Annotated in this window: 16 protein-coding genes and 1 pseudogene; 8 read left to right on the top strand and 9 right to left on the bottom strand. The window is 67.6% G+C overall.

Annotation, left to right across the window (positions count from 1 at the left end; translation table 11 throughout):
• Window positions 1-38 precede the first annotated feature (38 nt).
• The 7 genes from HPA01S_RS03920 to HPA01S_RS03890 form a co-directional block, all read right to left on the bottom strand.
• A complete protein-coding gene (locus HPA01S_RS03920) occupies window positions 39-1,229 on the bottom strand; it encodes a ribonucleotide-diphosphate reductase subunit beta (protein WP_066266930.1) in 1,191 nt (396 codons plus the stop codon).
• A gap of 138 nt (window positions 1,230-1,367) precedes the next feature.
• A complete protein-coding gene (locus HPA01S_RS03915) occupies window positions 1,368-4,298 on the bottom strand; it encodes a ribonucleoside-diphosphate reductase subunit alpha (RefSeq protein WP_066266928.1) in 2,931 nt (976 codons plus the stop codon).
• A gap of 437 nt (window positions 4,299-4,735) precedes the next feature.
• Entirely contained in the window at window positions 4,736-5,353 is a 618-nt protein-coding gene (gene ampD / locus HPA01S_RS03910) for a 1,6-anhydro-N-acetylmuramyl-L-alanine amidase AmpD (RefSeq protein ID WP_066266926.1), read from the bottom strand.
• Window positions 5,337-6,845, bottom strand: coding sequence for a sigma-54-dependent transcriptional regulator (locus HPA01S_RS03905; protein WP_066266925.1), 1,509 nt, complete (start codon window positions 6,843-6,845; stop codon window positions 5,337-5,339). Before HPA01S_RS03905 ends, ampD begins: the two co-directional genes overlap by 17 nt.
• Before the next feature lie 8 nt (window positions 6,846-6,853).
• The gene (locus HPA01S_RS03900; RefSeq protein WP_066266923.1) at window positions 6,854-8,662 is read right to left on the bottom strand and encodes a sensor histidine kinase; all 1,809 of its coding nucleotides are present in this window, start codon (window positions 8,660-8,662) and stop codon (window positions 6,854-6,856) included.
• 1 nt (window position 8,663) lies between these two features.
• Window positions 8,664-8,903: a PP0621 family protein gene (locus HPA01S_RS03895; protein WP_066266921.1), complete on the bottom strand. Its 240-nt coding sequence runs from the start codon at window positions 8,901-8,903 to the stop codon at window positions 8,664-8,666.
• Between the two features lie 14 nt (window positions 8,904-8,917).
• A complete protein-coding gene (locus HPA01S_RS03890; protein ID WP_157084895.1) occupies window positions 8,918-9,718 on the bottom strand; it encodes a cytochrome C assembly family protein in 801 nt (266 codons plus the stop codon).
• A 164-nt stretch (window positions 9,719-9,882) separates the two neighbouring features.
• Here HPA01S_RS03890 and ffh point away from each other — a divergent pair, with 164 nt between their 5' ends.
• Both ffh and HPA01S_RS03880 read left to right on the top strand, forming a co-directional pair.
• A complete protein-coding gene (gene ffh, locus HPA01S_RS03885) occupies window positions 9,883-11,253 on the top strand; it encodes a signal recognition particle protein (RefSeq protein ID WP_066266918.1) in 1,371 nt (456 codons plus the stop codon).
• Between the two features lie 14 nt (window positions 11,254-11,267).
• Window positions 11,268-11,888: a pyridoxamine 5'-phosphate oxidase family protein gene (locus HPA01S_RS03880; RefSeq protein ID WP_066267280.1), complete on the top strand. Its 621-nt coding sequence runs from the start codon at window positions 11,268-11,270 to the stop codon at window positions 11,886-11,888.
• Between the two features lie 12 nt (window positions 11,889-11,900).
• Here HPA01S_RS03880 and HPA01S_RS03875 read toward each other — a convergent pair whose 3' ends face one another.
• Window positions 11,901-12,662: an IclR family transcriptional regulator gene (locus HPA01S_RS03875; protein ID WP_066266916.1), complete on the bottom strand. Its 762-nt coding sequence runs from the start codon at window positions 12,660-12,662 to the stop codon at window positions 11,901-11,903.
• 91 nt (window positions 12,663-12,753) lie between these two features.
• On the opposite strand from HPA01S_RS03875, the gene HPA01S_RS03870 reads away from it, so the two are divergent.
• From HPA01S_RS03870 to HPA01S_RS03845, 6 genes and pseudogenes are all read left to right on the top strand, one after another.
• On the top strand, window positions 12,754-13,566 hold the full coding sequence (locus HPA01S_RS03870) for an SDR family oxidoreductase (protein WP_245638564.1): 813 nt from the start codon (window positions 12,754-12,756) through the stop codon (window positions 13,564-13,566).
• 2 nt (window positions 13,567-13,568) lie between these two features.
• Window positions 13,569-14,879 carry a flavin-containing monooxygenase gene (locus tag HPA01S_RS03865; RefSeq protein ID WP_157084894.1) on the top strand — a complete coding sequence of 437 codons (1,311 nt, stop codon included), beginning with the start codon at window positions 13,569-13,571 and terminating at the stop codon, window positions 14,877-14,879.
• 46 nt (window positions 14,880-14,925) lie between these two features.
• A complete protein-coding gene (locus HPA01S_RS03860; protein ID WP_084360448.1) occupies window positions 14,926-15,852 on the top strand; it encodes a bile acid:sodium symporter family protein in 927 nt (308 codons plus the stop codon).
• Window positions 15,849-16,859, top strand: coding sequence for an SDR family oxidoreductase (locus tag HPA01S_RS03855; RefSeq protein ID WP_066266911.1), 1,011 nt, complete (start codon window positions 15,849-15,851; stop codon window positions 16,857-16,859). Before HPA01S_RS03860 ends, HPA01S_RS03855 begins: the two co-directional genes overlap by 4 nt.
• Window positions 16,856-17,785, top strand: coding sequence for an EamA family transporter (locus HPA01S_RS03850; RefSeq protein WP_084360447.1), 930 nt, complete (start codon window positions 16,856-16,858; stop codon window positions 17,783-17,785). The genes HPA01S_RS03855 and HPA01S_RS03850 overlap by 4 nt, the downstream gene beginning before the upstream one ends.
• Before the next feature lie 189 nt (window positions 17,786-17,974).
• A pseudogene (locus tag HPA01S_RS03845) lies at window positions 17,975-18,241 on the top strand (MBL fold metallo-hydrolase); the annotation flags it as partial.
• A 72-nt stretch (window positions 18,242-18,313) separates the two neighbouring features.
• Here the strand turns inward: HPA01S_RS03845 and mdoH are convergent.
• On the bottom strand, window positions 18,314-20,284 hold the full coding sequence (mdoH, locus tag HPA01S_RS03840) for a glucans biosynthesis glucosyltransferase MdoH (protein ID WP_066266901.1): 1,971 nt from the start codon (window positions 20,282-20,284) through the stop codon (window positions 18,314-18,316).

The raw sequence follows: 20,284 nt of genomic DNA, 5'->3' as shown, positions 1-20,284 counted from the left end.
GGTGTTTTAAGGGCAATGCGGCTCCGGCGACTGTGGGATCAGTCCCAGGACAGTGCACCGCCGGTTTGGTATTCGATCACGCGCGTTTCAAAGAAATTGCGTTCCTTCTTGAGGTCGATCATCTCGCTCATCCAGGGGAACGGGTTCTCTTCGTTCGGGAACATGGCTTCCAGGCCGATCTGCGTGGCACGCCGGTTCGCAATGTAGCGCAGATAGCCCTTGAACATGGATGCATTCATGCCCAGCACGCCGCGTGGCATGGTGTCTTCGGCGTAGCGGTATTCGAGCTCGACGGCTTTGAGGAAGAGCTGCTTGATCTCTTCCTTGAACTCGCTGGTCCACAGCATCGGGTTCTCCATCTTGATCGCGTTGATCAGATCGATGCCGAAGTTGCAGTGCATGGATTCGTCGCGCAGGATGTACTGGTACTGCTCGGCGGCACCGGTCATCTTGTTCTGGCGGCCCAGCGCCAGGATCTGCGTGAAGCCGACGTAGAAGAACAGGCCTTCCATCAAGCAGGCGAAAACGATCAGGCTCTTGAGCAGCGTCTGGTCGGTCTCGGGCGTGCCGGTGTGGAAGTTCGGGTCCATGATCGCTTCGATGAAGGGGATCAGGAACAGGTCCTTGTCGCGGATCGACTGGACTTCGTTGTAGGCGTTGAAGATCTCCGCCTCGTCCAGGCCGAGCGACTCGACGATGTACTGGTAGGCGTGCGTGTGGATCGCTTCTTCAAACGCCTGGCGCAGCAGGAACTGGCGGCACTCGGGCGCCGTGATGTGGCGGTAGGTGCCCAGCACGATGTTGTTGGCGGCCAGCGAGTCGGCGGTGACGAAGAAGCCGAGGTTGCGCTTGACGATGCGGCGCTCGTCTTCGGTCAGGCCGTTGGGATCTTTCCAGAGCGCGATGTCGCGGCTCATGTTCACTTCCTGCGGCATCCAGTGGTTGGCGCAGGTGGCGAGGTATTTTTCCCAGGCCCACTTGTACTTGAACGGCACCAGCTGGTTGACGTCGGTCTGGCCGTTGATGATGCGCTTGTCGGCCGCGTTGACGCGGCGCGCTGGCGCTGCGGCGGCTGGTGATGTGGTCGCGGTGTTGATCGAAGCGGGGGAGGGAGAAGTGCGCTCACCGGATGATGAGGACAGTGGTGCTTGCAAGCCCGACGCACCGGATGGCAGTGGGCTGTTCGCTGGCTTCGAGGAGGGCGTGATGTGATCGTCCCAGGTCAACATAGAGGTTTCCAATGTTCGGATTATCAAAGTGTCTGCATGAAATGCAAAGTGATCAGGCGCGATGCACGCAATTTGTGTTGCGGTGTTGCATCGAATTGCATTCGATGAAGACCACAACACGTGCGTGCATGCAGCCCATCATTGGCAGGCTTCGCAACCCGGATCGTCAATCGCGCAGAACTTGACGTCGGTGGCGGACTCGACGTCGGTGATGTCGGCCTCGGGTGCCGACACCACGGCTGGTGCAACGTTGGCTGCAGTGGCGGTGGCGGTGCCGACCGAGACTGCGTTGAGCTGACCCGTGCGGCCGGTGGATTTCTCCACTTGCGTGGCCGACGTGGTGCGCAGGTAATAGGTGGTCTTGAGGCCACGCAACCAGGCGAGCTTGTAGGTGTCGTCGAGCTTCTTGCCCGAGGCGCCGGCCATGTAGATGTTCAGGCTCTGCGCCTGGTCGATCCACTTCTGGCGGCGCGCAGCAGCTTCCACCAGCCACAGCGGTTCGACTTCGAATGCGGTGGCGTAGAGCGCCTTCATCTCTTGCGGCACGCGGTCGATCGGACGCAGCGAACCGTCGAAGTGTTTGAGGTCCATGACCATCACGTCGTCCCACAGGCCCAGGCGCTTGAGGTCTTTCACCAGGTAGCCGTTGATGACGGTGAACTCGCCCGACAGGTTGGACTTCACCGAGAGGTTGCCGAAGCAGGGCTCGATGGAGGCGTCCACGCCGACGATGTTGGAGATGGTCGCGGTCGGTGCGATGGCCACGCAGTTGGAGTTGCGCATGCCGTCGGTGGCGATCTTCTGGCGCAGAGCATCCCAGTTCAGGTTGCTGGAACGGTCCACGTCCACATAGCCGCCGCGCTCGCGTGCCAGCAGGTCCAGCGTGTCGGGCGGCAGGATGCCCTGGTCCCACAGCGAGCCGCGGTAGCTGGCGTAACGGCCGCGCTCACGTGCCAGCTCGGTCGAGGCCCAGTAGGCGTAGTAGCAGATCGCTTCCATCGAACGGTCGGCGAATTCCACCGCGTCGTTGGAGGCGTAGGGGATGCGCAGTTCGTACAGCGCGTCCTGGAAGCCCATCAGGCCCAGGCCCACCGGGCGGTGGCGCAAGTTGGAGTCACGCGCCTTCTTGACCGCGTAGTAGTTGATGTCGATCACGTTGTCGAGCATGCGCATGGCGGTCTTGATCGTGACCTGCAGCTTGTCGTGGTCCAGCACCTTGTTGCCGTCGTCGTTCAGTTTGACGTGGTTGAGCAGGTTGACCGAGCCCAGGTTGCAGACCGCGGTTTCGGTGTCGCTGGTGTTGAGCGTGATCTCGGTGCACAGGTTGGAGCTGTGGACCACACCGGCGTGCTGCTGCGGGCTGCGCACGTTGCAGGCGTCCTTGAAGGTGATCCAGGGGTGGCCGGTCTCGAACAGCATCGAGAGCATCTTGCGCCACAGGTCGCTGGCGGGCACCTTGCGGTAGGGCTTGATCTCGCCACGCTCGGCCTTTTCTTCGTAGGCCACATAGGCCTTTTCAAAGTCGGCGCCGAACAGGTCGTGCAGGTCGGGCGTGTTGTTGGGCGAGAACAGGCTCCAGTCGCCCTTTTCCATCACGCGCTTCATGAACAGGTCGGGAATCCAGTTCGCCGTGTTCATGTCGTGGGTGCGGCGGCGGTCGTCGCCGGTGTTCTTGCGCAGCTCCAGGAATTCTTCGATGTCCAGGTGCCAGGTTTCCAGGTAGGTGCAGACCGCGCCCTTGCGCTTGCCGCCCTGGTTCACCGCCACGGCGGTGTCGTTGACCACCTTGAGGAACGGCACCACGCCTTGCGACTCGCCGTTGGTGCCCTTGATGTGCGAACCCAGGGCGCGCACGCGCGTCCAGTCGTTGCCCAGGCCGCCGGCGAACTTGGACAGCAGGGCGTTTTCCTTGATCGACTCGTAGATGCCGTCGAGGTCGTCGGGCACCGTGGTCAGGTAGCAGCTGGAGAGCTGCGAACGCAGCGTGCCGCTGTTGAACAGCGTCGGGGTGGACGACATGAAGTCGAACTTGGACAGCACTTCGTAGAACTCGATGGCGCGCGCTTCGCGGTCGACTTCGTTGAGCGACAGGCCCATGGCCACGCGCATGAAGAAGGACTGGGGCAGCTCGATGCGGGTCTTGCGCACGTGCAGGAAGTAGCGGTCGTACAGGGTCTGCAGGCCGAGGTAGTCAAATTGCAGGTCGCGCTCGGGCTTGAGCGCGGCGCCCAGGCGGGCCAGGTCGAACTGCAGCAGCTTCTCGTCGAGCAGGTCGTTGTCCACGCCCTTCTGGATGAACTGCGGGAAGGTTTCGGCGTAACGCGCGCCCATCTGGTCGGCGGGCACTTCTTCGCCCATCACTTCCTTGACGATGGTGTGCAGCAGCAGGCGCGCCGTGGCGTAGGTGTAGTCCGGGTCTTTTTCGATCAGCGTGCGCGCGGCCAGGATGGAGGCCTTGTAGACCTCTTCCATGGGCACGCCGTCGTACAGGTTGCGCTTGGTCTCGGCGACGATGGGGTCGGCCTTGACGTCCTTGCCCAGGTTGCTGCAGGCGGCGGCGATCAGGCCTTGCAGGCGTTGCAGGTCGAGCGGCACGCGCTGGCCGTTGTCGATCACGTGCAGCACGGGCTCGCTGGACTGGGCGACTTCGGCCTGGTGCGCGCGTTCCTGGGTGCGGCGCTCACGGTACAGCACATAGGCGCGGGCGACTTCGTGGTGGCCGCTGCGCATCAGGCCGAGTTCCACCTGGTCCTGCACGTCTTCGATGTGGAAGGTGCCGCCGCCAGGGCGCGAGCGCATCAGGGCGCGGACCACGTTCTGGGTCAGCTCGTCCACCGTTTCGCGCACGCTGGCCGATGCCGCGCCCTGGGTGCCGTGCACCGCGAGGAAGGCTTTCATCATGGCGACAGCGATCTTGCTGGGCTCGAACGGCACCACGGCGCCGTTGCGGCGGATGATCTGGTAGTTGGAAAAAACCGAGCTGTTGGCGGTCAGTGCCGGCGCGGTCGGGGCCACGGTGGGCTTTTGCGCGGCGGACGACGGTTGGGGGACGGGGTTGGCGGTCAGCATGGTTCCTCTTTCGTTTGTTGTTGGGTCACTGAATCGGCTGCTCGGTGCGCGATGACAGGCGCCGTCAGGCGGTACGGGTTGCCGGTTGCCACTGCGGCCGCTCGCCTCAAGCGGTTTGAGGCGGTGTCGATGTGCGGGTTGGTGGCGAGCCGGAACTCACAGCGCACACTATATCTGGTGTGCGGGTCTACTTCAAGGCACTACCGGTAGTGTTTTTGATAAAGCTTTTGGTTATGTGCGCAGGGCATTTTTCGCCAAGCAAAAAATGCGCGTGGTGTGTGACCCGGACGCTTGTGATCTGGGCCGCCTGGAGTGGGCGCAGCGCCTGCCATGCCGGGAAAAAACCCTGTGCCGCTGCGCGTTGCGGGGCGATTTGCCATCGCCGGGCGCGCCGTTGCAGGGTCTGCGCGCACAGCGCCATTTTCCTGCCGGGGTGCTCAGCTGTCGAGCGGTGGGCGGTGCGCGACCTCTGCCGGAAAAACAAATTTTTTTTCAGCCAGCCCACTTTGCAGGCGTGGCCAGTCAAAGCCCGGTCCGGGATCGATCTTGCGCCCGGGTGCGATGTGCTCGTGACCGGCGATGTGCGTCACCGGGTAACGCAGCGCGAGTTGCCGGCACAGCCGCGCCAGGGTGTCGTACTGCGCGGCCTCGAAACGATCGCCCTCCAGGCCTTCGAGTTCGATGCCGATGGAATCGTCGTTGCAGTTCTCGCGGCCACGCCAGCGCGAGGCGCCGGCGTGCCAGGCGCGTGCGTCGGCGTCCACGAACTGCACCAGCTCGCCGTCGCGGCGCACGAAGAAGTGCGCCGACACCTCGATGCCGCGGATCTGTTCGAAGTAGGGATCGGCCTGCCAGTCGAGCTGGTTGCTGAACAGCTGCTCGACCTCGGGCCCGCCGTAGATGCCGGGCGGCAGGCTGATGGAGTGCAGCACGATCAGGTCGATGTGCGCACCTTCCGGGCGGGGGCCGAAGTTGGGCGAGGGGCAGTGGCGCGCAGTGGACAACCAGCCGCCGACCCAGCCGCCGGCGGCGCTGGCTTCAGCTGGCGTCGTCATCGTCGGAGGAGGGCATGGCGATGCCCAGGCGCTGGATGCGGTAACGCATCTGCCGCAGGTTCAGCCCGAGCCTGGCCGCGGCGGCGGTGCGGTTGAAGTCGCTCTCGCGCAGCGCCTTGAGCAGCACCTGGCGTTCCTGCTGGTCCAGGTAGGCCTGCAGGTCGGCGGGAATCTCTTCGGGTGGGTGCGGCGGCGTGGCGGTGCCCGGGCCGTCGGCCGGCGACAGCGCATCGGGTACGGTGGGAATCTCGTCCGCGTCCTCGGCCTCTTCGCCGAAGTCGTGGGGCTCCAGCGTCTCGCCGCTGCTCAGCGCCAGGGCGCGTTGCAGCAGGTTCTCGAGTTCACGCACGTTGCCCGGCAGTTCTCTCGCCTGCAGCCAGGCCAGCGCGCGCGGCGACATCTCGGGCACGCCCTGGCCGGACTCGGCGCACAACCGCGCCAGCAACGCATGGACCAGGTTGGGCAGGTCTTCGCGCCGTTCGCGCAGCGCCGGTGTGCGCAAGCCGATCACGTTGAGGCGGTAGAACAGGTCTTGCCGGAACTGGCCCGCCTGCACCAGGGCATTGAGGTCGCGGTGGGTGGCACTGACCAGGCGCACGTCGACCGCCTCTTCCTGCACGCCACCCAGGGCACGCACGCGCCGCTCCTGGATCACGCGCAGCAGCTTGGCTTGCATGGCCAGCGGCAGGTCGCCGATTTCGTCGAGGAACAGGGTGCCGCCACGCGCGGCCTGGAAGTAGCCTTCGCGGTCGGTGGTGGCACCGGTGTAAGCGCCCTTGCGCGCGCCGAAGAATTCGGCCTCGATCAGGTTCTCGGGAATCGCGCCGCAGTTGACCGCCACAAAGGGGCCGCTGCTGCGGTGGCTGCAATCGTGCACCGCGCGCGCCACCAGTTCCTTGCCGGTGCCGGACTCGCCCAGGATGAGCACGGGCGCCATGCTGGAGGCCACCTTTTCGATGCGCGCCTTGATCTGCACGATGCTCGGCGACCCTCCGACGATGCGGCGCAGCGACTGGCTGCCGCTGGAGGTGGGGGCGGGCTTGCGCGCCGCGCCATCGGCCGCGCCGTTTGCGCCAGCGGCCGCACCGGTGCCGTTGGGCGCCGTGGGCGACTGCCGGCTTTGCAACGCCGCGGTCACCGCGCCGCGCAGTTGCTTCAGGTCCACCGGCTTGGTGAGGTAGTCGAAGGCGCCGGCCTTGAGTGACTCGACCGCGTTCTCGGCCGAGCCGTAGGCGGTGATCACGATGCACTTCTCCGGCCGCTGTGCATCGCCCAGTTCACGCAGCAGCTCCAGGCCCAGGCCGTCGGGCAGGCGCATGTCGGAAATGAGCACGTCAAAGTGTTGCTGCGCCAGCCATTCGCGCGCCTGCGTCAGATCGGGCGCGGCCACCACCGCATGGCCTTCGCGCAGCAGCGTGAGTTCGTACAGGGTGCGCAGGTCGGGTTCGTCGTCGACGACCAGCACGGAGGCGGCTTGGGCGGGTGCGGGCATCGGGGCGGTCAACGGGTGGTCAGCGGCACGCCGCCGGTGGAGGCCGGGCGGCTGTACGGCGCGTTGCGCGTGGCCACCGAATCGCCCATCGGGTAAGAGAGGCTTTGTTGCAGGGGTTCACGCGGCACCGCTTCGCGGCCGTTGGACGGGATCAGGGCGTAGAACTCGTTGCCGTCGCGCTGGTCCAGGCGCGTGCGCCGGTAGGCAATCTGCGCGCCGTAGCGCTCGCACAGCTCGCGGCAGATGTAGAGGCCCAGGCCGCTGGAGCGGCTCTCGGACGAGAAGAAGGGTTCGAACAGGTGGCGCATCACGCTGTCTTCCAGCGCCTGGCCGTCGCTCCACACCGAGAGCCGGATGTGTTCGTTGCCGCTGGGCTGGGTGATGACGCGGATCGACGACGGTTTGCCCGAGGCGTGGCGCAGCGCGTTGTCCAGCAGGTTGATCAGCAGGCGGCGCAGGTGTTCGGGGTCGAAGCCCACGTAGGCGGCCGGCGCATGCACGTGCACGCCCAGCACCCGTTCGGACTGGTTCTGCCGCGCCCACTCGACCGTGATCTGGCGCACCGTGGGGTCCAGCGGCAGCGAGGGCGCGGCCGCCAGGTCCGGGTTGGGTTGGGCGCGCGCCACGTTGAGGATGTCGTCGACGATACGCGCGAGCCGCTGCGCGTTCTGGTCGATCATGCGCGTCAGCCGCTTCTGCGCCACCGCCTGAACTTCTTCGTCGAGCAATGCGTTGGCCTGGCTGATGGCCGAGAGCGGGTTGCGGATTTCGTGCGCCACCGCGGCCGACATGCGGCCCATAGACGCGAGCTTTTCGGTGCGCACACGCGCCTCGACTTCCCGCAGGTCTTCCAGGAACAACACGCACAGGCCGGCGCGGCGGCTGCCCTGTGCCGTCAGCCGGGTGCGCGCATGCAGGCGCTGGCTCGGCCGGTCCTCGTTGTCGATGGTGGTTTCCATCTCCAGCGCCTGGCCGGCGGTGAAGGTCTCGCTCACCAGGTGCGCCAGGTGTTGCCAGCTCGAGCGCGCTGACAGCAGCAGCTTGGCGGCGGTGGGCGACACCTGGCCGAGCAGCATGGCCTGGGCCGCCGGGTTGGCGCTGCGCACCACGCCGTGCACGTCCACCACCAGCACGCCCACCGTGAGGCTCTCGATCACCAGTTCGTTGACCTGTGCCTGCGCGCGCGCCGCGGCCTGGCTGCTGGCGGCCAGGGCTTCTTCGCGCGCCAGCCGGATCGCCAGCTGGTTGGCCAGCACCGCCACCAGAAAGAAGCCCGTGCCGGTCAGGCCGGCCTGCAGGAAACGCGCGGCCGACAGGTCGTTGAGCAGCCAGGCGCTCCATGAGGCCTCGCCCAGCAGGTAGAGCGTGATGGCGGCCGCGGTGCCCAGCGCGAGCGTGAGCGGTCCGAGGATGGATGCCAGCAGCAGCGGCAGCGCAAACAGGGCGGTGTAGTTGATGCCACCGAGCTGGAAGTTCTGCAGCAGGGCAAACACCAGCACGTCGACGCCGATGGTGAGCAGCCATTGAAGGTGCAGCGGCCGGCCGTGTTCCACCGGACGCCAGGCGTACAGCACCACCACCGCCGCGCTCAGGTGCAGGGCGCACAGCAACACCAGCCATTCTGGCCCGCCGGCCTTGGTGACCACCACGAACACCTGCAGCGCCAGCAGCACGGCGGCGATGAACACCCGCGCGCGCATGAAGGCGCTCCAGAGGCGCACGAAGGCGCGCATGCGCTGCTCGCGGCCTTGCGTGTGGCTGCCTTCGAAGGCGGCGTACCAGGAGGGGGCGAACTGGGAATTCGGGGCGCTGCCCATGTCAGCCTTCCCGCAGGCGGCGGTGTTCGTCGCTGCAGTAGTGGCCCTGGCGGCCCGGCACCGCTTCGGTCTGCGGCAGGTGCGTGCCGCACTGCGGGCAGGCGACCATGATGGCCGGCACCGCGGGCTTGCCACGCGGCGGGGCGGCCTTGCGCTGGGCTTCAGCGCGGTCGGCCAGGCGGTTGTTGCGCCAGATATGGAAGGCGATGACCACCACGGCGAGGACGAGCAGGTATTTCATGGGACTTGGTTGGCTCAGACGCGGTGCAGCAGCACTTCGATCACGAAGCGCGAGCCGGCGTAACCCAGCAGCAGGAAGCCGGCTGCCACGTAGAGCATGCGCACGGCCACGCGGCCGCGCCAGCCCAGGCGCCAGCGGCCCCAGAGCAGCACGCCCATGGTGATCCAGGACAGCAGCGAGAAGGTGGTCTTGTGGTCCCAGACCCAGCGGTGGTTGAGCGTTTCGGAGAAATACCAGCCGGCCAGCAAGGTGGCGCTGAGCAGCGCAAAACCGGCGGCGACAAAACGGAAGGTGAGGCGTTCCAGCGTGAGCAGCGGCATGGCGGCCTCGCTGGCGTTGCCCTGGCGCATGGCCTTTTCGGCGCGCTGCATCAGCCAGGCGTGGACCACGGCGGCGGCGATCAGGCCGTAGGAGGCGATGCCCAGCGCCCAGTGCAGTGGCATCAGCGGCGAGTGCAGGGCCGGGTAGGGCGTGCCCGGGAACACCAGCGCGAGCAGCACCACCGCCATGCCGAGGATGGCCAGCGTCCAGCGCGCGCGCATCTGCGGGTACAGGCGGCTTTCGATCAGGTAGACGGTGAGCACCAGCCAGGCCGTGACGGACAGCGCGGGCGCAAAACCGAAGCGCGCCGGCTGTTCGAACAGGTCGAGCAGCAGCACCACCAGATGCAGCAGCCAGGCCAGGCCGAGCAGGCCCCGGCTCTGCGGCGCCGACAGGCGCGGATGGGCCCAGGCCAGCAGGGCATAGGCCAGGGCCGCGCCGCCGGAGAACACCGTGACAGGCAGGTTGGACGCGAGTGCGGGCAGCAGGCTCATGGTCGGGGCGGCGCGCCAAGCGTGGAAAGAAAGGGCGCAGCTAAAATCATCTGCACAGTTTAACGGCCTTGTCCGGCCTGACAGCGCCGGTCCGCTGGCCCACACGCCCGCCCGACGGCCCGCCCGACGCGGCTTTCCGTCCCTTTTCCCCTACCGAGCGCAGCATGGCTTCAGCCCTTTCAGACAGACTCTCACGCATCGTCAAGGAAATGCGCGGCCAGGCCCGCATCACCGAGTCCAATGTCACCGACATGCTGCGCGAGGTGCGCATGGCCTTGCTGGAGGCCGACGTGGCCCTGCCGGTGGTGCGCGATTTCATCGCCCGCGTGAAGGACAAAGCGCTGGGCGCCGAGGTGGTGGGTTCGCTCACGCCCGGCCAGGCGCTGGTGGGCATCGTCAACCGCGAGCTGGCCGCCACCATGGGCGAGGGCGTGGCCGACATCAACCTGGCGGCACAACCGCCGGCGGTGATCCTGATGGCCGGCCTGCAGGGTGCGGGCAAGACCACCACCACCGCCAAGCTGGCCAAGCACCTGATCGAGAAGCGCAAGAAGAAAGTGCTCACCGTCTCGGGCGACGTCTACCGCCCGGCGGCCATCGAGCAGCTCAAGACCGTGACCGCGCAGGCCGGCGCCGAGTGGTTCCCCAGCACGCCGGACCAGAAGCCGGTGGACATCGCGCGCGCCGCCATCGACCACGCACGCAAGCACTACTTCGATGTGCTGCTGGTCGACACCGCCGGCCGGCTGGCGATCGACGAGGCGCTGATGCGCGAGATCCAGGAACTGCATGCGGTGCTCAAGCCGGTGGAGACGTTGTTCGTGGTCGATGCCATGCAGGGCCAGGACGCGATCAACACCGCCAAGGCCTTCAAGGACGCGCTGCCGCTCACCGGCATCGTGCTGACCAAGCTCGACGGCGACTCGCGCGGTGGTGCCGCGCTGTCGGTGCGGCAGATCACCGGCGCGCCGATCAAGTTCGCCGGCGTGTCCGAAAAGATCGACGGCCTGGAGGTGTTCGACGCCGACCGCCACGCCCAGCGCGTGCTGGGCATGGGCGACATCCTGGCGCTGGTCGAGCAGGTCACGGCTGGCGTGGACATGGCGGCGGCGCAGAAGCTCGCGGCCAAGGTCAAGAGCGGTGAGGGTTTCGACCTCAACGACTTTCTTGAGCAGATTCGCCAGATGAAGCAGATGGGTGGTCTCTCCAGCCTGATGGACAAGCTGCCCGCGGCCATGGCCGCCAAGGCCGGCGAGGTCGACATGAACCGCGCCGAGAAGGACATCAAGCGCAAGGAGGGCATCATCTGCAGCATGACGCTCAAGGAGCGCAAGAAGCCCGAGATCATCAAGGCCACGCGCAAGCGCCGCATCGCCATGGGCGCGGGTGTGCAGGTGCAGGAAGTCAACCGCCTGCTCAAGGAGTTCGAGCAGATGCAGGGCATGATGAAGAAGATGAAGGGCGGCGGCATGATGAAGATGATGAAACGCATGGGCGGCATGAAGGGCATGCCCAAGCTGCCCGGCATGGGTTGAAGGCGGTGTTGACCATGACCGTGCCTGCCGATACCCACACCATCACCGACCTCGCTTCGCTGCAGGCCCTGTTCGGCCCGGTGGGTGAAGCCTCGCTGCGCAAGGAGGTCTCGCACCTGCACCCGGTTTACCAGCGCTGGATCGCGGCCTCGCCCTTTGCCGTGCTGGCCACCGTCGGCCCCGATGGCCTGGACACCTCCCCGCGCGGTGACCCGCCCGGGCTCGTGACGATCCAGGACGAACACACGCTGCTGCTGCCCGAGCGCGCCGGCAACAACCGCATCGACGGCCTGAAGAACATCCTGCACGACCCGCGCGTGGCCCTGCTGTTCATGGTGCCCGGCGTGGGCGAGACGCTGCGCGTCAACGGCCGCGCGCGCATCTCGGTCGCACCCGAGCTGCTGCAACGCCTGGCCATGGACGGCAAACCGCCCAAGTGTGTGCTGGTCATCACCGTGGAGACGGTGTTCTTCCAGTGCGCGCGCGCCATCAAGCGCGGCAGCCTGTGGTCGTCCGGGGCACCAGCAGAGGTGCCGACGGCCGGTGCCATGCTGGCGGCGTTGACGCAGGACGGCATCGACGGCGCGGCCTACGACCAGGCCCTGCCCGAGCGCCAGCGCGCCACCCTGTACTGATTTTTTCGCGCTTCAGCCCAGCGTGCGTGCCAGCGCCTGGGCCGCGAGCTGCAGGCGCGGCAACTGCAGCCGGGCCTGTGCCAGGGACATGCGCGCGGCCGGCGCCTGCAGGGCCAGCGCGCAGCGCAGGCTGCGCTGGCCGGGCGCAAACACCGGCACCGCCACACACACCAGGCCTTCGACGAACTCTTCCGCGTCCACCGCGTGGCCGTCGCGCCGCACCGTGTCCAGCTCGGCTTCGAGCGCGGTGCGTTCGGTCAGGGTGTTGGCGGTGTAGCGCGTGAGGATCAAACCATCGAGCAGGGCGCGGCGCTGGCGCGCGCCCATCCAGGCCAGAAACAGCTTGCCGCTGGCCGAGCAGTGGGCCGGCACGCGCGTGCCCGGGCGCAACTCCAGCCGCAGCGGAAACGCCGACTCCACCCGGTCCAGGTAAACCACGTCGGCGCCCGACAGGGCCGTCAGGTTGCAGCTCTCGCCGACCTCGCTCACCAGCTGGCGCAACACCGCATGGCGCACACCCTGCTGGGCGCTGTTGCTCAAGGCGGCTTCGGCCAGGCGCAGCAGGCGCGCCGCCATGGCGTAGCGCCGGCCGTCCGGTTCCCGCACCAGCCAACCGCCTTGCTCCAGTTGTGAAAGCATGCGGTGCACGGTGGGCTTGGGCCAGCCGGTCAGCGTGACCACTTCGGGCAAGGCCATGGGCTGGGCTTGCCGGGTCAACATGTCCAGCAATTCCATCAGCCTCAGGCCGGGGCTGCTGTCCGTGAGAGTGTTCATATCTCGAAAAATGAGACGAATAAGTAAATTATTTCGAGACAGATTCTAGAGGCCCCTACAGTGCGGACACAACTTCGAGGAGATGGGTGGTTTGGCTACACCGACTTTTCACAACGCCGTGGTGACCGGGGCCTGCGGCGGCCTGGGACAGGCGCTGGCGCACCAGCTCATCGCTGGCGGCGCACGCGTCGCACTGGTGGGCCTGCAGCGCCCCGCGCTGGAAGCGCTCGCCGCGCTGGCGCCCGAGCGCTGTGCGATCTACCAGCCCGACGTGTCCGACCCGGCCGCGATGCAGGCGATGGCGGCGGACTGGATGGGCCGCTTCGGCGCGCCGGATCTCGTGCTGGCCAATGCCGGCGTGGCCGGTGGCTTCGACACCGCGCAGGCGAGTGACCTGGCGGTGATGCGCCGCATGCTGGAGATCAACCTGCTCGGCGTGGCCACCAGCTTCCAGCCGTTTCTGGAGCCCATGCGCAGCAGCGGCCGGCGCGGCGCGCTGGTGGGTGTGGCCAGTGTGGCGGGCTGGCGCGGCATGCCGGGCAATGGCGCCTACTGCGCGAGCAAGGCCGGGCTGATCGCCTACCTGCAGAGCCTGCGCGCCGAGTTGCGCCCGACGGCGCTCACGGTGCACACCGTCAGCCCGGGTTACCTGCGCACTGCGCTCACCGCCGGCAACCGCTTTGCCATGCCGGGCCTGCTGGAGCCCGACGAGGCCGCGCGCCGCCTGCTCGCGGGCGTGGCCGGCGGCACCGAACACATCGTGCTGCCGCGGCGGATCGGCTGGCTCTCACGTGCGCTCAGCCTGCTGCCCGCGCGCCTGCACGACCGCATCCTGCTCGGCCAACCGCGCAAACCCCGTGCCGGTGAAGCCGGCGCCACCGACATCCCCGGATTGAAAAAATGACGATGACGCCAACCGAACACAAGATCGCCCTCATCGGTGCCGGCCCCTCAGGCCTGGCCGGTGCCCGCTGCCTGCAGAAGCACGGCATTGCCTTCCAGGGTTTCGAGGCCCACACCGACGTGGGCGGGCTGTGGAACATCCACAACCCGCGCTCCACGGTGTACCAGTCGGCGCACCTGATCTCCAGCAAACGCATGACGGAGTTCAGCGAATTCCCGATGGCCGAGCGCGTGGCCGATTACCCCAGCCACCGCGAGTTGCTGGATTACTTCGGCGCCTTTGCAGACCACTTCCAGCTGCGCCAGCACTACCGCTTCGGCACGCGCGTGCTGAGCGCGGTGCCGCTGAGCGACGCGCCCGACACGCTGTGGCGCGTGACCACGCGCGGCGCCGACGGCGTGGAGCAGACCGAGGACTACAAGGGCGTGCTGGTGGCCAACGGCACACTGGCCGAGCCCAACATGCCGGCCTTTGAAGGCACATTCGCGGGCGAGTTGCTGCACACCTCGGCCTACAAGAGCGCGGAGCAGTTCCGCGGCAAACGCGTGCTGATCGTGGGCGCCGGCAACTCGGGTTGCGACATCGCGGTGGACGCGGTGCACCAGGCTCGCAGCGTCGACATCTCGGTGCGCCGCGGTTATTACTTCGTGCCCAAGTACGTGTTCGGCAAACCGGCCGACTCCCTCGGCGGCAAGATCACGCTGCCGCCGTGGCTCAAGCAGAAGATCGACAGCACCATCCTGAAGTGGTTCACCGGCGACCCGGTGCGCTTCGGTTTCCCCAAGCCGGCCTACAAGATGTACGAGTCGCACCCGGTGGTGAACTCGCTCATCCTGTACCACATCGGCCATGGCGACGTGGGCGTGCGCGCCGACATCGCGCGCTTCGACGGCCACACCGTGTACTTCAGGGACGGCAGCCAGGGCGACTACGACCTGGTGCTCGCCGCCACCGGCTACAAGCTGCATTACCCCTTCCTCGACCACGCGCTGCTGAACTGGCAGGGCATGGCGCCGCGCCTGTACCTCAACATCTTCGCGCCGCGTTTCCACCGCCTGGCCGTGCTCGGCATGGTCGAGGCCAGTGGCCTGGGCTGGCAGGGCCGCTACGAGCAGGCCGAGCTGGTGGCGCGTTACTTCAAGGGGCTGGACCAGGGCACGGCCAGCGCCGCCGCCTTCACCACCGCCAAGGCCGGCCCGCCGCCAGACCTGTCGGGTGGCTACAAGTACCTGCAGCTCGAACGCATGGCCTATTACGTGAACAAGGACGTGTACCGGCGCGCCGTGCGGCAGGCGTCGCAAGCCCTGGCCTGAGCCGCTGCAGCCTCCACGACCACCACCACCCCATCAGGAGACCACCATGCTGCCCGTGGACGAAATCCGCCTCAACTTCAACCCGGCCTCGCTGGCCGTGCTGAACGCCGTGCTGGCCTTCCTGATGTTCGGCATCGCGCTGGACACGCGGCTGGACGATTTCCGCCGCATCGTGCGCATGCCGTTGGCGTTCACCGTCGGCATCGTGGCCCAGTTCGTGGCACTGCCCGCCATCACCTTCGGGCTCACGCTGCTGCTGCAGCCGGGTCCGAGCATCGCGCTCGGCATGATCCTGGTGGCCTGCTGCCCGCCGGGCAACGTGAGCAACATCCTCACGCACCGCGCCAACGGCAACGTGGCGCTGAGCGTGTCGATGACGGCGGTGTCCAACGCCATCGCCATCGTCGCCATGCCGCTGAACTTCGCTTTCTGGGGCGGCATGCACCCGACGGCAGCGCCGCTGCTCAAGACCATCGCGCTCGACCCGCTGGAGATGCTGGTCCACATCCTGCTCATCATCGGCGTGCCCTTCGTGCTCGGCATCTGGTGCGCGCACCGCTTTCCAGGCTGGACCACGCGCTTCAAGAAGCCGGTGCGCATCCTGAGCTTCCTGGCGCTGATCGCCTTCATCATCGGCGCCATCGCCGGCAACTGGCGTTACTTCCTCGACTACGTGGGGTTGGTGCTGCTGGCGGTGGTGATCCACGACACGCTGGCCTTCGGCACCGGTTACGCCATCGCGCGCGCCGCCGGCTTGCCCGACTACGACCGCCGCGCGCTCTCGATCGAAGTCGGCATCCGCAACGCCGGCCTGGGCCTGGTCATCATCTTCAGCTTCTTCGGTGGGCTGGGTGGCATGGCCGTGGTGGCGGGCGTGTGGGGCTTCTGGGACATCATCGCCGGCCTGCTGCTGGCGCACTGGTGGTCCAGGCGGCCGCTGCAGGGTGGTGTGCCGCATCTGGAGAAAACATGAGCGAGGTGCTGGAGGTGGCGCCGGCGGCGCGGCGTGTGCTCGTGACCGGCGCGGACGGTTTTCTCGGCCGCAGTCTGGTGCAGGCGCTGGCGCAGCACGCGGGCATTGAACACCTGGTGGCGGTGGACGTGCGTGAGGTGCCGGCCGAGCGCCGCCTGCCGGGCGTGGTGTATGTGGTGCAGGACGTGCGCGACGCCGCGCTGGCCGACACCTTGTCGCTGCACACGGTCGACACCGTTGTGCACCTGGCCTCTATCGTCACGCCGGGCAAGGGCTCGAACCGCGCCTTTGAATACGCGGTGGACGTGGGCGGCACGCACAACGTGATCGAGGCCTGCCTGGCGCACCGCGTGGCGCACCTGGTGGTTTCCAGCAGCGGTGCGGCCTACGGTTACCACGCCGACAACCCGGCCTGGCTGACCGAAGAACACGCGCTGCGCGGCAACGAGGTGTTTGCCTACGCGCACCACAAACGCCTGGTGGAAGAGATGCTGGCCGAGGCGCGCGCCCAGCACCCGGCACTGCAGCAGACCGTGCTGCGCATCGGCACCATCCTGGGCGAGCGGGTCGACAACCAGATCACGGCCCTGTTCGAGAAGCCGCGCCTGATCGCCATTGCCGGCAGCGACAGCCCCTTCGTGTTCATTTGGGACGAGGACGTGACCGGCGCCATCCTGCACGCGCTCAGCGGCCAGGGGCGGGCCGGCTGCTACAACCTCGCGGGTGATGGCGCGCTCACCATCCACCAGATCGCGCAGCGCCTGGGCAAACGCACCCGCGTGCTGCCGGCCGGCCTGCTGCGCACGCTGCTGCGGATCGGTTCCGCGCTGGGCGTGAGCCGGTATGGCCCCGAGCAGCTCGACTTCCTGCGCTACCGGCCGGTGCTGCTCAACACCGCGCTGAAAACGCGTTTTGGCTACACCCCGCGCAAGACCAGCGCCCAAGCCTTCGACGCCTTCGTGGCCGCGCGCGATGCGCAGGGCCGACCGGTGCGGCGCGCCCCATGAGCGCCACCATGCCCTTGTCGCGCGGCGACCTGCTGCGCGCGCTCGCCGTGGTGCTGATCTGGGGCCTGAACTTTGCGGTGATGAAGGTCGGCCTGCAGGGCATCGGCCCCATGCTGCTGGGCGCGCTGCGTTTTGCCGCCGCCGCCTTGCCCTTTCTGCTGTTCGTGAAGTTCCCGCCCTTGCCCTGGCGTTATGTGGTGGCCTACGGTCTGGCGCAGGGCCTGGGCCAGTTCGGTTTCCTGTTCCTCGGCCTGCACCTGGGCATGACGGTGGGCATGGCCTCGGTGGTGATGCAGACCCAGGCCTTCTTCACCCTGTTGCTGGCGGTGCCGGTGCTGGGCGAACGCGCCCGGCCCTCGCAGGTGCTGGGCCTGCTGGTGGCGCTCGGCGGGCTGCTGCTGATCGCCACCGCGCACGGCGAAGGGCCGGGCCAGATGACGCTGGCGGGTTTTGTGCTCACGCTGGCGGCGGGCTTCATGTGGGCGGTGTCCAACCTGGTGACGCGCCTGGCCAACCGCGTCGCCGACTACGACCCGCTGCCCTTCATCGTCTGGAGCAGCGCGGTGCCGGTGCTGCCCTTCCTGGCGCTGGCGCTGTGGATGGACGGCCCGCAGACCGTGCTGCAGCAGGTGGCCGGCCTGCGCTGGCCGGCGGTGCTGTCGGTGCTGTTCCTGGCCTGGCTGGCCACGCTGCTGGCCTACAGCCTCTGGACCCGTTTGCTCAAGCGCCATCCGGCCGGGCGTGTCACACCGTTCTCGCTGCTGGTGCCGGTGGTGGGCCTGTGGTCGGCCTGGATGTTCTTTGACGAATGGCCGCTGCTGCAGCAATGGCTGGGCACCGGCGCGGTGCTGCTGGGGCTGGTGGTGAACCAGCTGGGCGGCTGGTGGCAGGGGATGCGCGCGCGGCGCAAGCCGGCGCGAATTTGAGCCAGCGCGCAGGCCGGCGAAGTCGTATCCTGAGCCTCCCTCAACTTCTGGGAGTGCATCCATGACATCCACACGCTGGCTGCAAACCGCGCTCGGCGCGTGCGCTCTGGCCCGGGGCCCACGCGGGTGCAGCAGGCGAGTTCAAGCCTTCCAGGGCCGCACCGGCATCGTGGCCCAGGCCGCGCCTGCGTGGTGGAAAGCCAGGGCCAGAAGCTGGTGTTGTGGGGTGACCTGATGCACGTGGCGGCGGTGCAGTTTGCCAACCCCGCGGTCACCATCGCCTTCGACACCGACAGCAAGTCCGCCGCCGCGCAGCGCCAGAAGGCGTATGCCGACGCGGCGAAGAACGGCTATTGGGTGGCGGCGGCGCACTTGTCCTTCCCCGGCATCGGCCACCTGCGCCGCGAGGGCCGGGGCTACCGCTTCGTGCCGGCCAACTACAGCGCGCTGCGCTGAGCCGAGCCGCCGGGGCGAAAAAAAACGCGCCGCAGATGCGGCGCGTTGGTCCTGTGTGACAGCAGGGGAAACTCAGGCGGCGTGTGGCAAGGCCAGGCGGCTGGCGTGGCGCCAGGCGCGGCGCAGCACGGCGGGCGACCACGACTCTTCGGGAATCAGCAGCACACCGCGCGAACGCATCCAGGCGCCGAGGTCGACGTGGCTGGTGGCCACGGTCAGCGGCACGGCCAGCAGCAAGGGCAGGGCCACCGGGGCGAGCCAGATCAGCGCGTTGGCGTTGATCAGGGCCACGCCCACCGCCAGCAGGCCGATCACCAGCGTCATGGGCGCCAGGCGGGCCAGCGCATCGCGCCAGGTCACGCCAGCGGCTTCACGCGGAGGCGACTTCCAGTCCAGCTTCAGGCCAGTGATGGCCACCAGCACGAACAGCGAGTGCGCCAGCATGCGGATCGGGGCCTGCATCAGGGCCAGCACGGTCTCCACCACCGAGCTGCCCAGCAGACCGACGGTGCCACCGAAGGACTTTTGTTCGCCCTTCATGAACACGGCCAGCAGGCCGAGCACGCGGGGCATGAACAGCATGGTCAGCGTCCACATCCAGAGTGCGCGCAGCTCGTCGGGCACGGCGTGCCAGATCGACAGGCCGCCGGAGTTCGCGGCCCACAGCGCGGTGCCGATGGACAGGAAGGCCAGCCACAGCGGGGCCGACAGGTAGGACATGGCGCCGATCACGAACATGGTGCGGTGCACGCGGTGGATGCCGGGCTCGGCCATCAGGCGCGAGTTCTGCAGGTTGCCCTGGCACCAGCGGCGGTCGCGTTGCAGTTCGCTCAGCAGGTCTGGCGGTTGTTGCTCGTAGCTGCCGGTGAGGTCGGACACCAGCCACACGTGGTAACCGGCGCGGCGCATCAGCGCGGCTTCAACAAAGTCGTGCGACATGATGCCGCCGGACATGCCGCCCGTGCCCTTGATCGGGGCCAGCGCGCAATGCTGCATGAAGGGCTCGACGCGGATGATGGCGTTGTGGCCCCAGTAGTGCGACTCGCCGAGCTGCCAGAACTGCATGCCCAGCGTGAACAGGCGGCCGGTCACGCGCGAGCCGAACTGCTGGGCGCGGGCGTGCAGGGTGGCGTGGCCGATGGCCTGGGTGGCGGTCTGGATGATGCCGGCCTTGGGGTTGGCTTCCATCAGCTTGACCATGGACACCAGGCAGTTGCCGCTCATCACGCTGTCGGCGTCGAGCACCACCATGTAGCGGTAGTCCTTGCCCCAGCGGCGGCAGAAATCGGCCACGTTGCCGGCCTTGCGGTGGGTGCGGCGGGTGCGCAGGCGGTAGTAGACCTCGATCGAGGGCAGGTCCGGCTGGGCGGCGAGTGCGGCGCGCAGGTCTTCCCAGGCGGCCTTCTCGGCGGCGGCGATGGTGGGGTCGTAGCTGTCGGACAGCACGAAGACGTCGAACTGGCCGGCGTGGCCGGTGGCGGCGAGCGATTCGCAGGTGGCGCGCAGGCCGGCGAAGACGGTGGGCACGTCTTCGTTGCAGATCGGCATGATGATCGCGGTGCGCGCGTCCGGGTTCATGGCGTGGTCGCGCACATCGGCGGCGCGCAGCGTGTGCTTGTCACCGAACAGCGAAACCCAGAAGCCCATCAGCGCGGTCACGAAACCGGTCACGACCCAGGCCGAGAGCATGCCGAACAGCGCCAGCTGGCCGTATTGCAGCCAGGGGTTGTCGTGCGCCGGCTGGGCGTCGGCAAACAGGCTGGTGGCGAACGCGGTGCTCAGCACGGTGAGCAGCACGAACACGAAGCGGCGGCGGTTGGCCGCGTTCTCCCAGGCTTGTGGTGCTTCGCTCACTTCGTGACTGGCGGCGTGCCTGTCGCGCGGCGGCAGGGCGCGGGTGACCGTGCTCAGCACGGCGGTGCCGATGCTGTTCCAGAAACCACGCCAGGGGCGCGGCACCATGGAGCCACGGTTGATCGGCGGGGCCGTCACCGCGTTGGGATGGCGCTCTTCGCGCAGCAGGGCTCTGGAGGTGGTGGGCAT

The sequence above is a fragment of the Hydrogenophaga palleronii NBRC 102513 genome (assembly GCF_001571225.1).
Classification (GTDB): domain Bacteria; phylum Pseudomonadota; class Gammaproteobacteria; order Burkholderiales; family Burkholderiaceae_C; genus Hydrogenophaga; species Hydrogenophaga palleronii.
The sequence above is the reverse complement of the archived record's forward strand: the minus strand, read 5'-3'. Positions and strand labels throughout refer to the sequence as shown.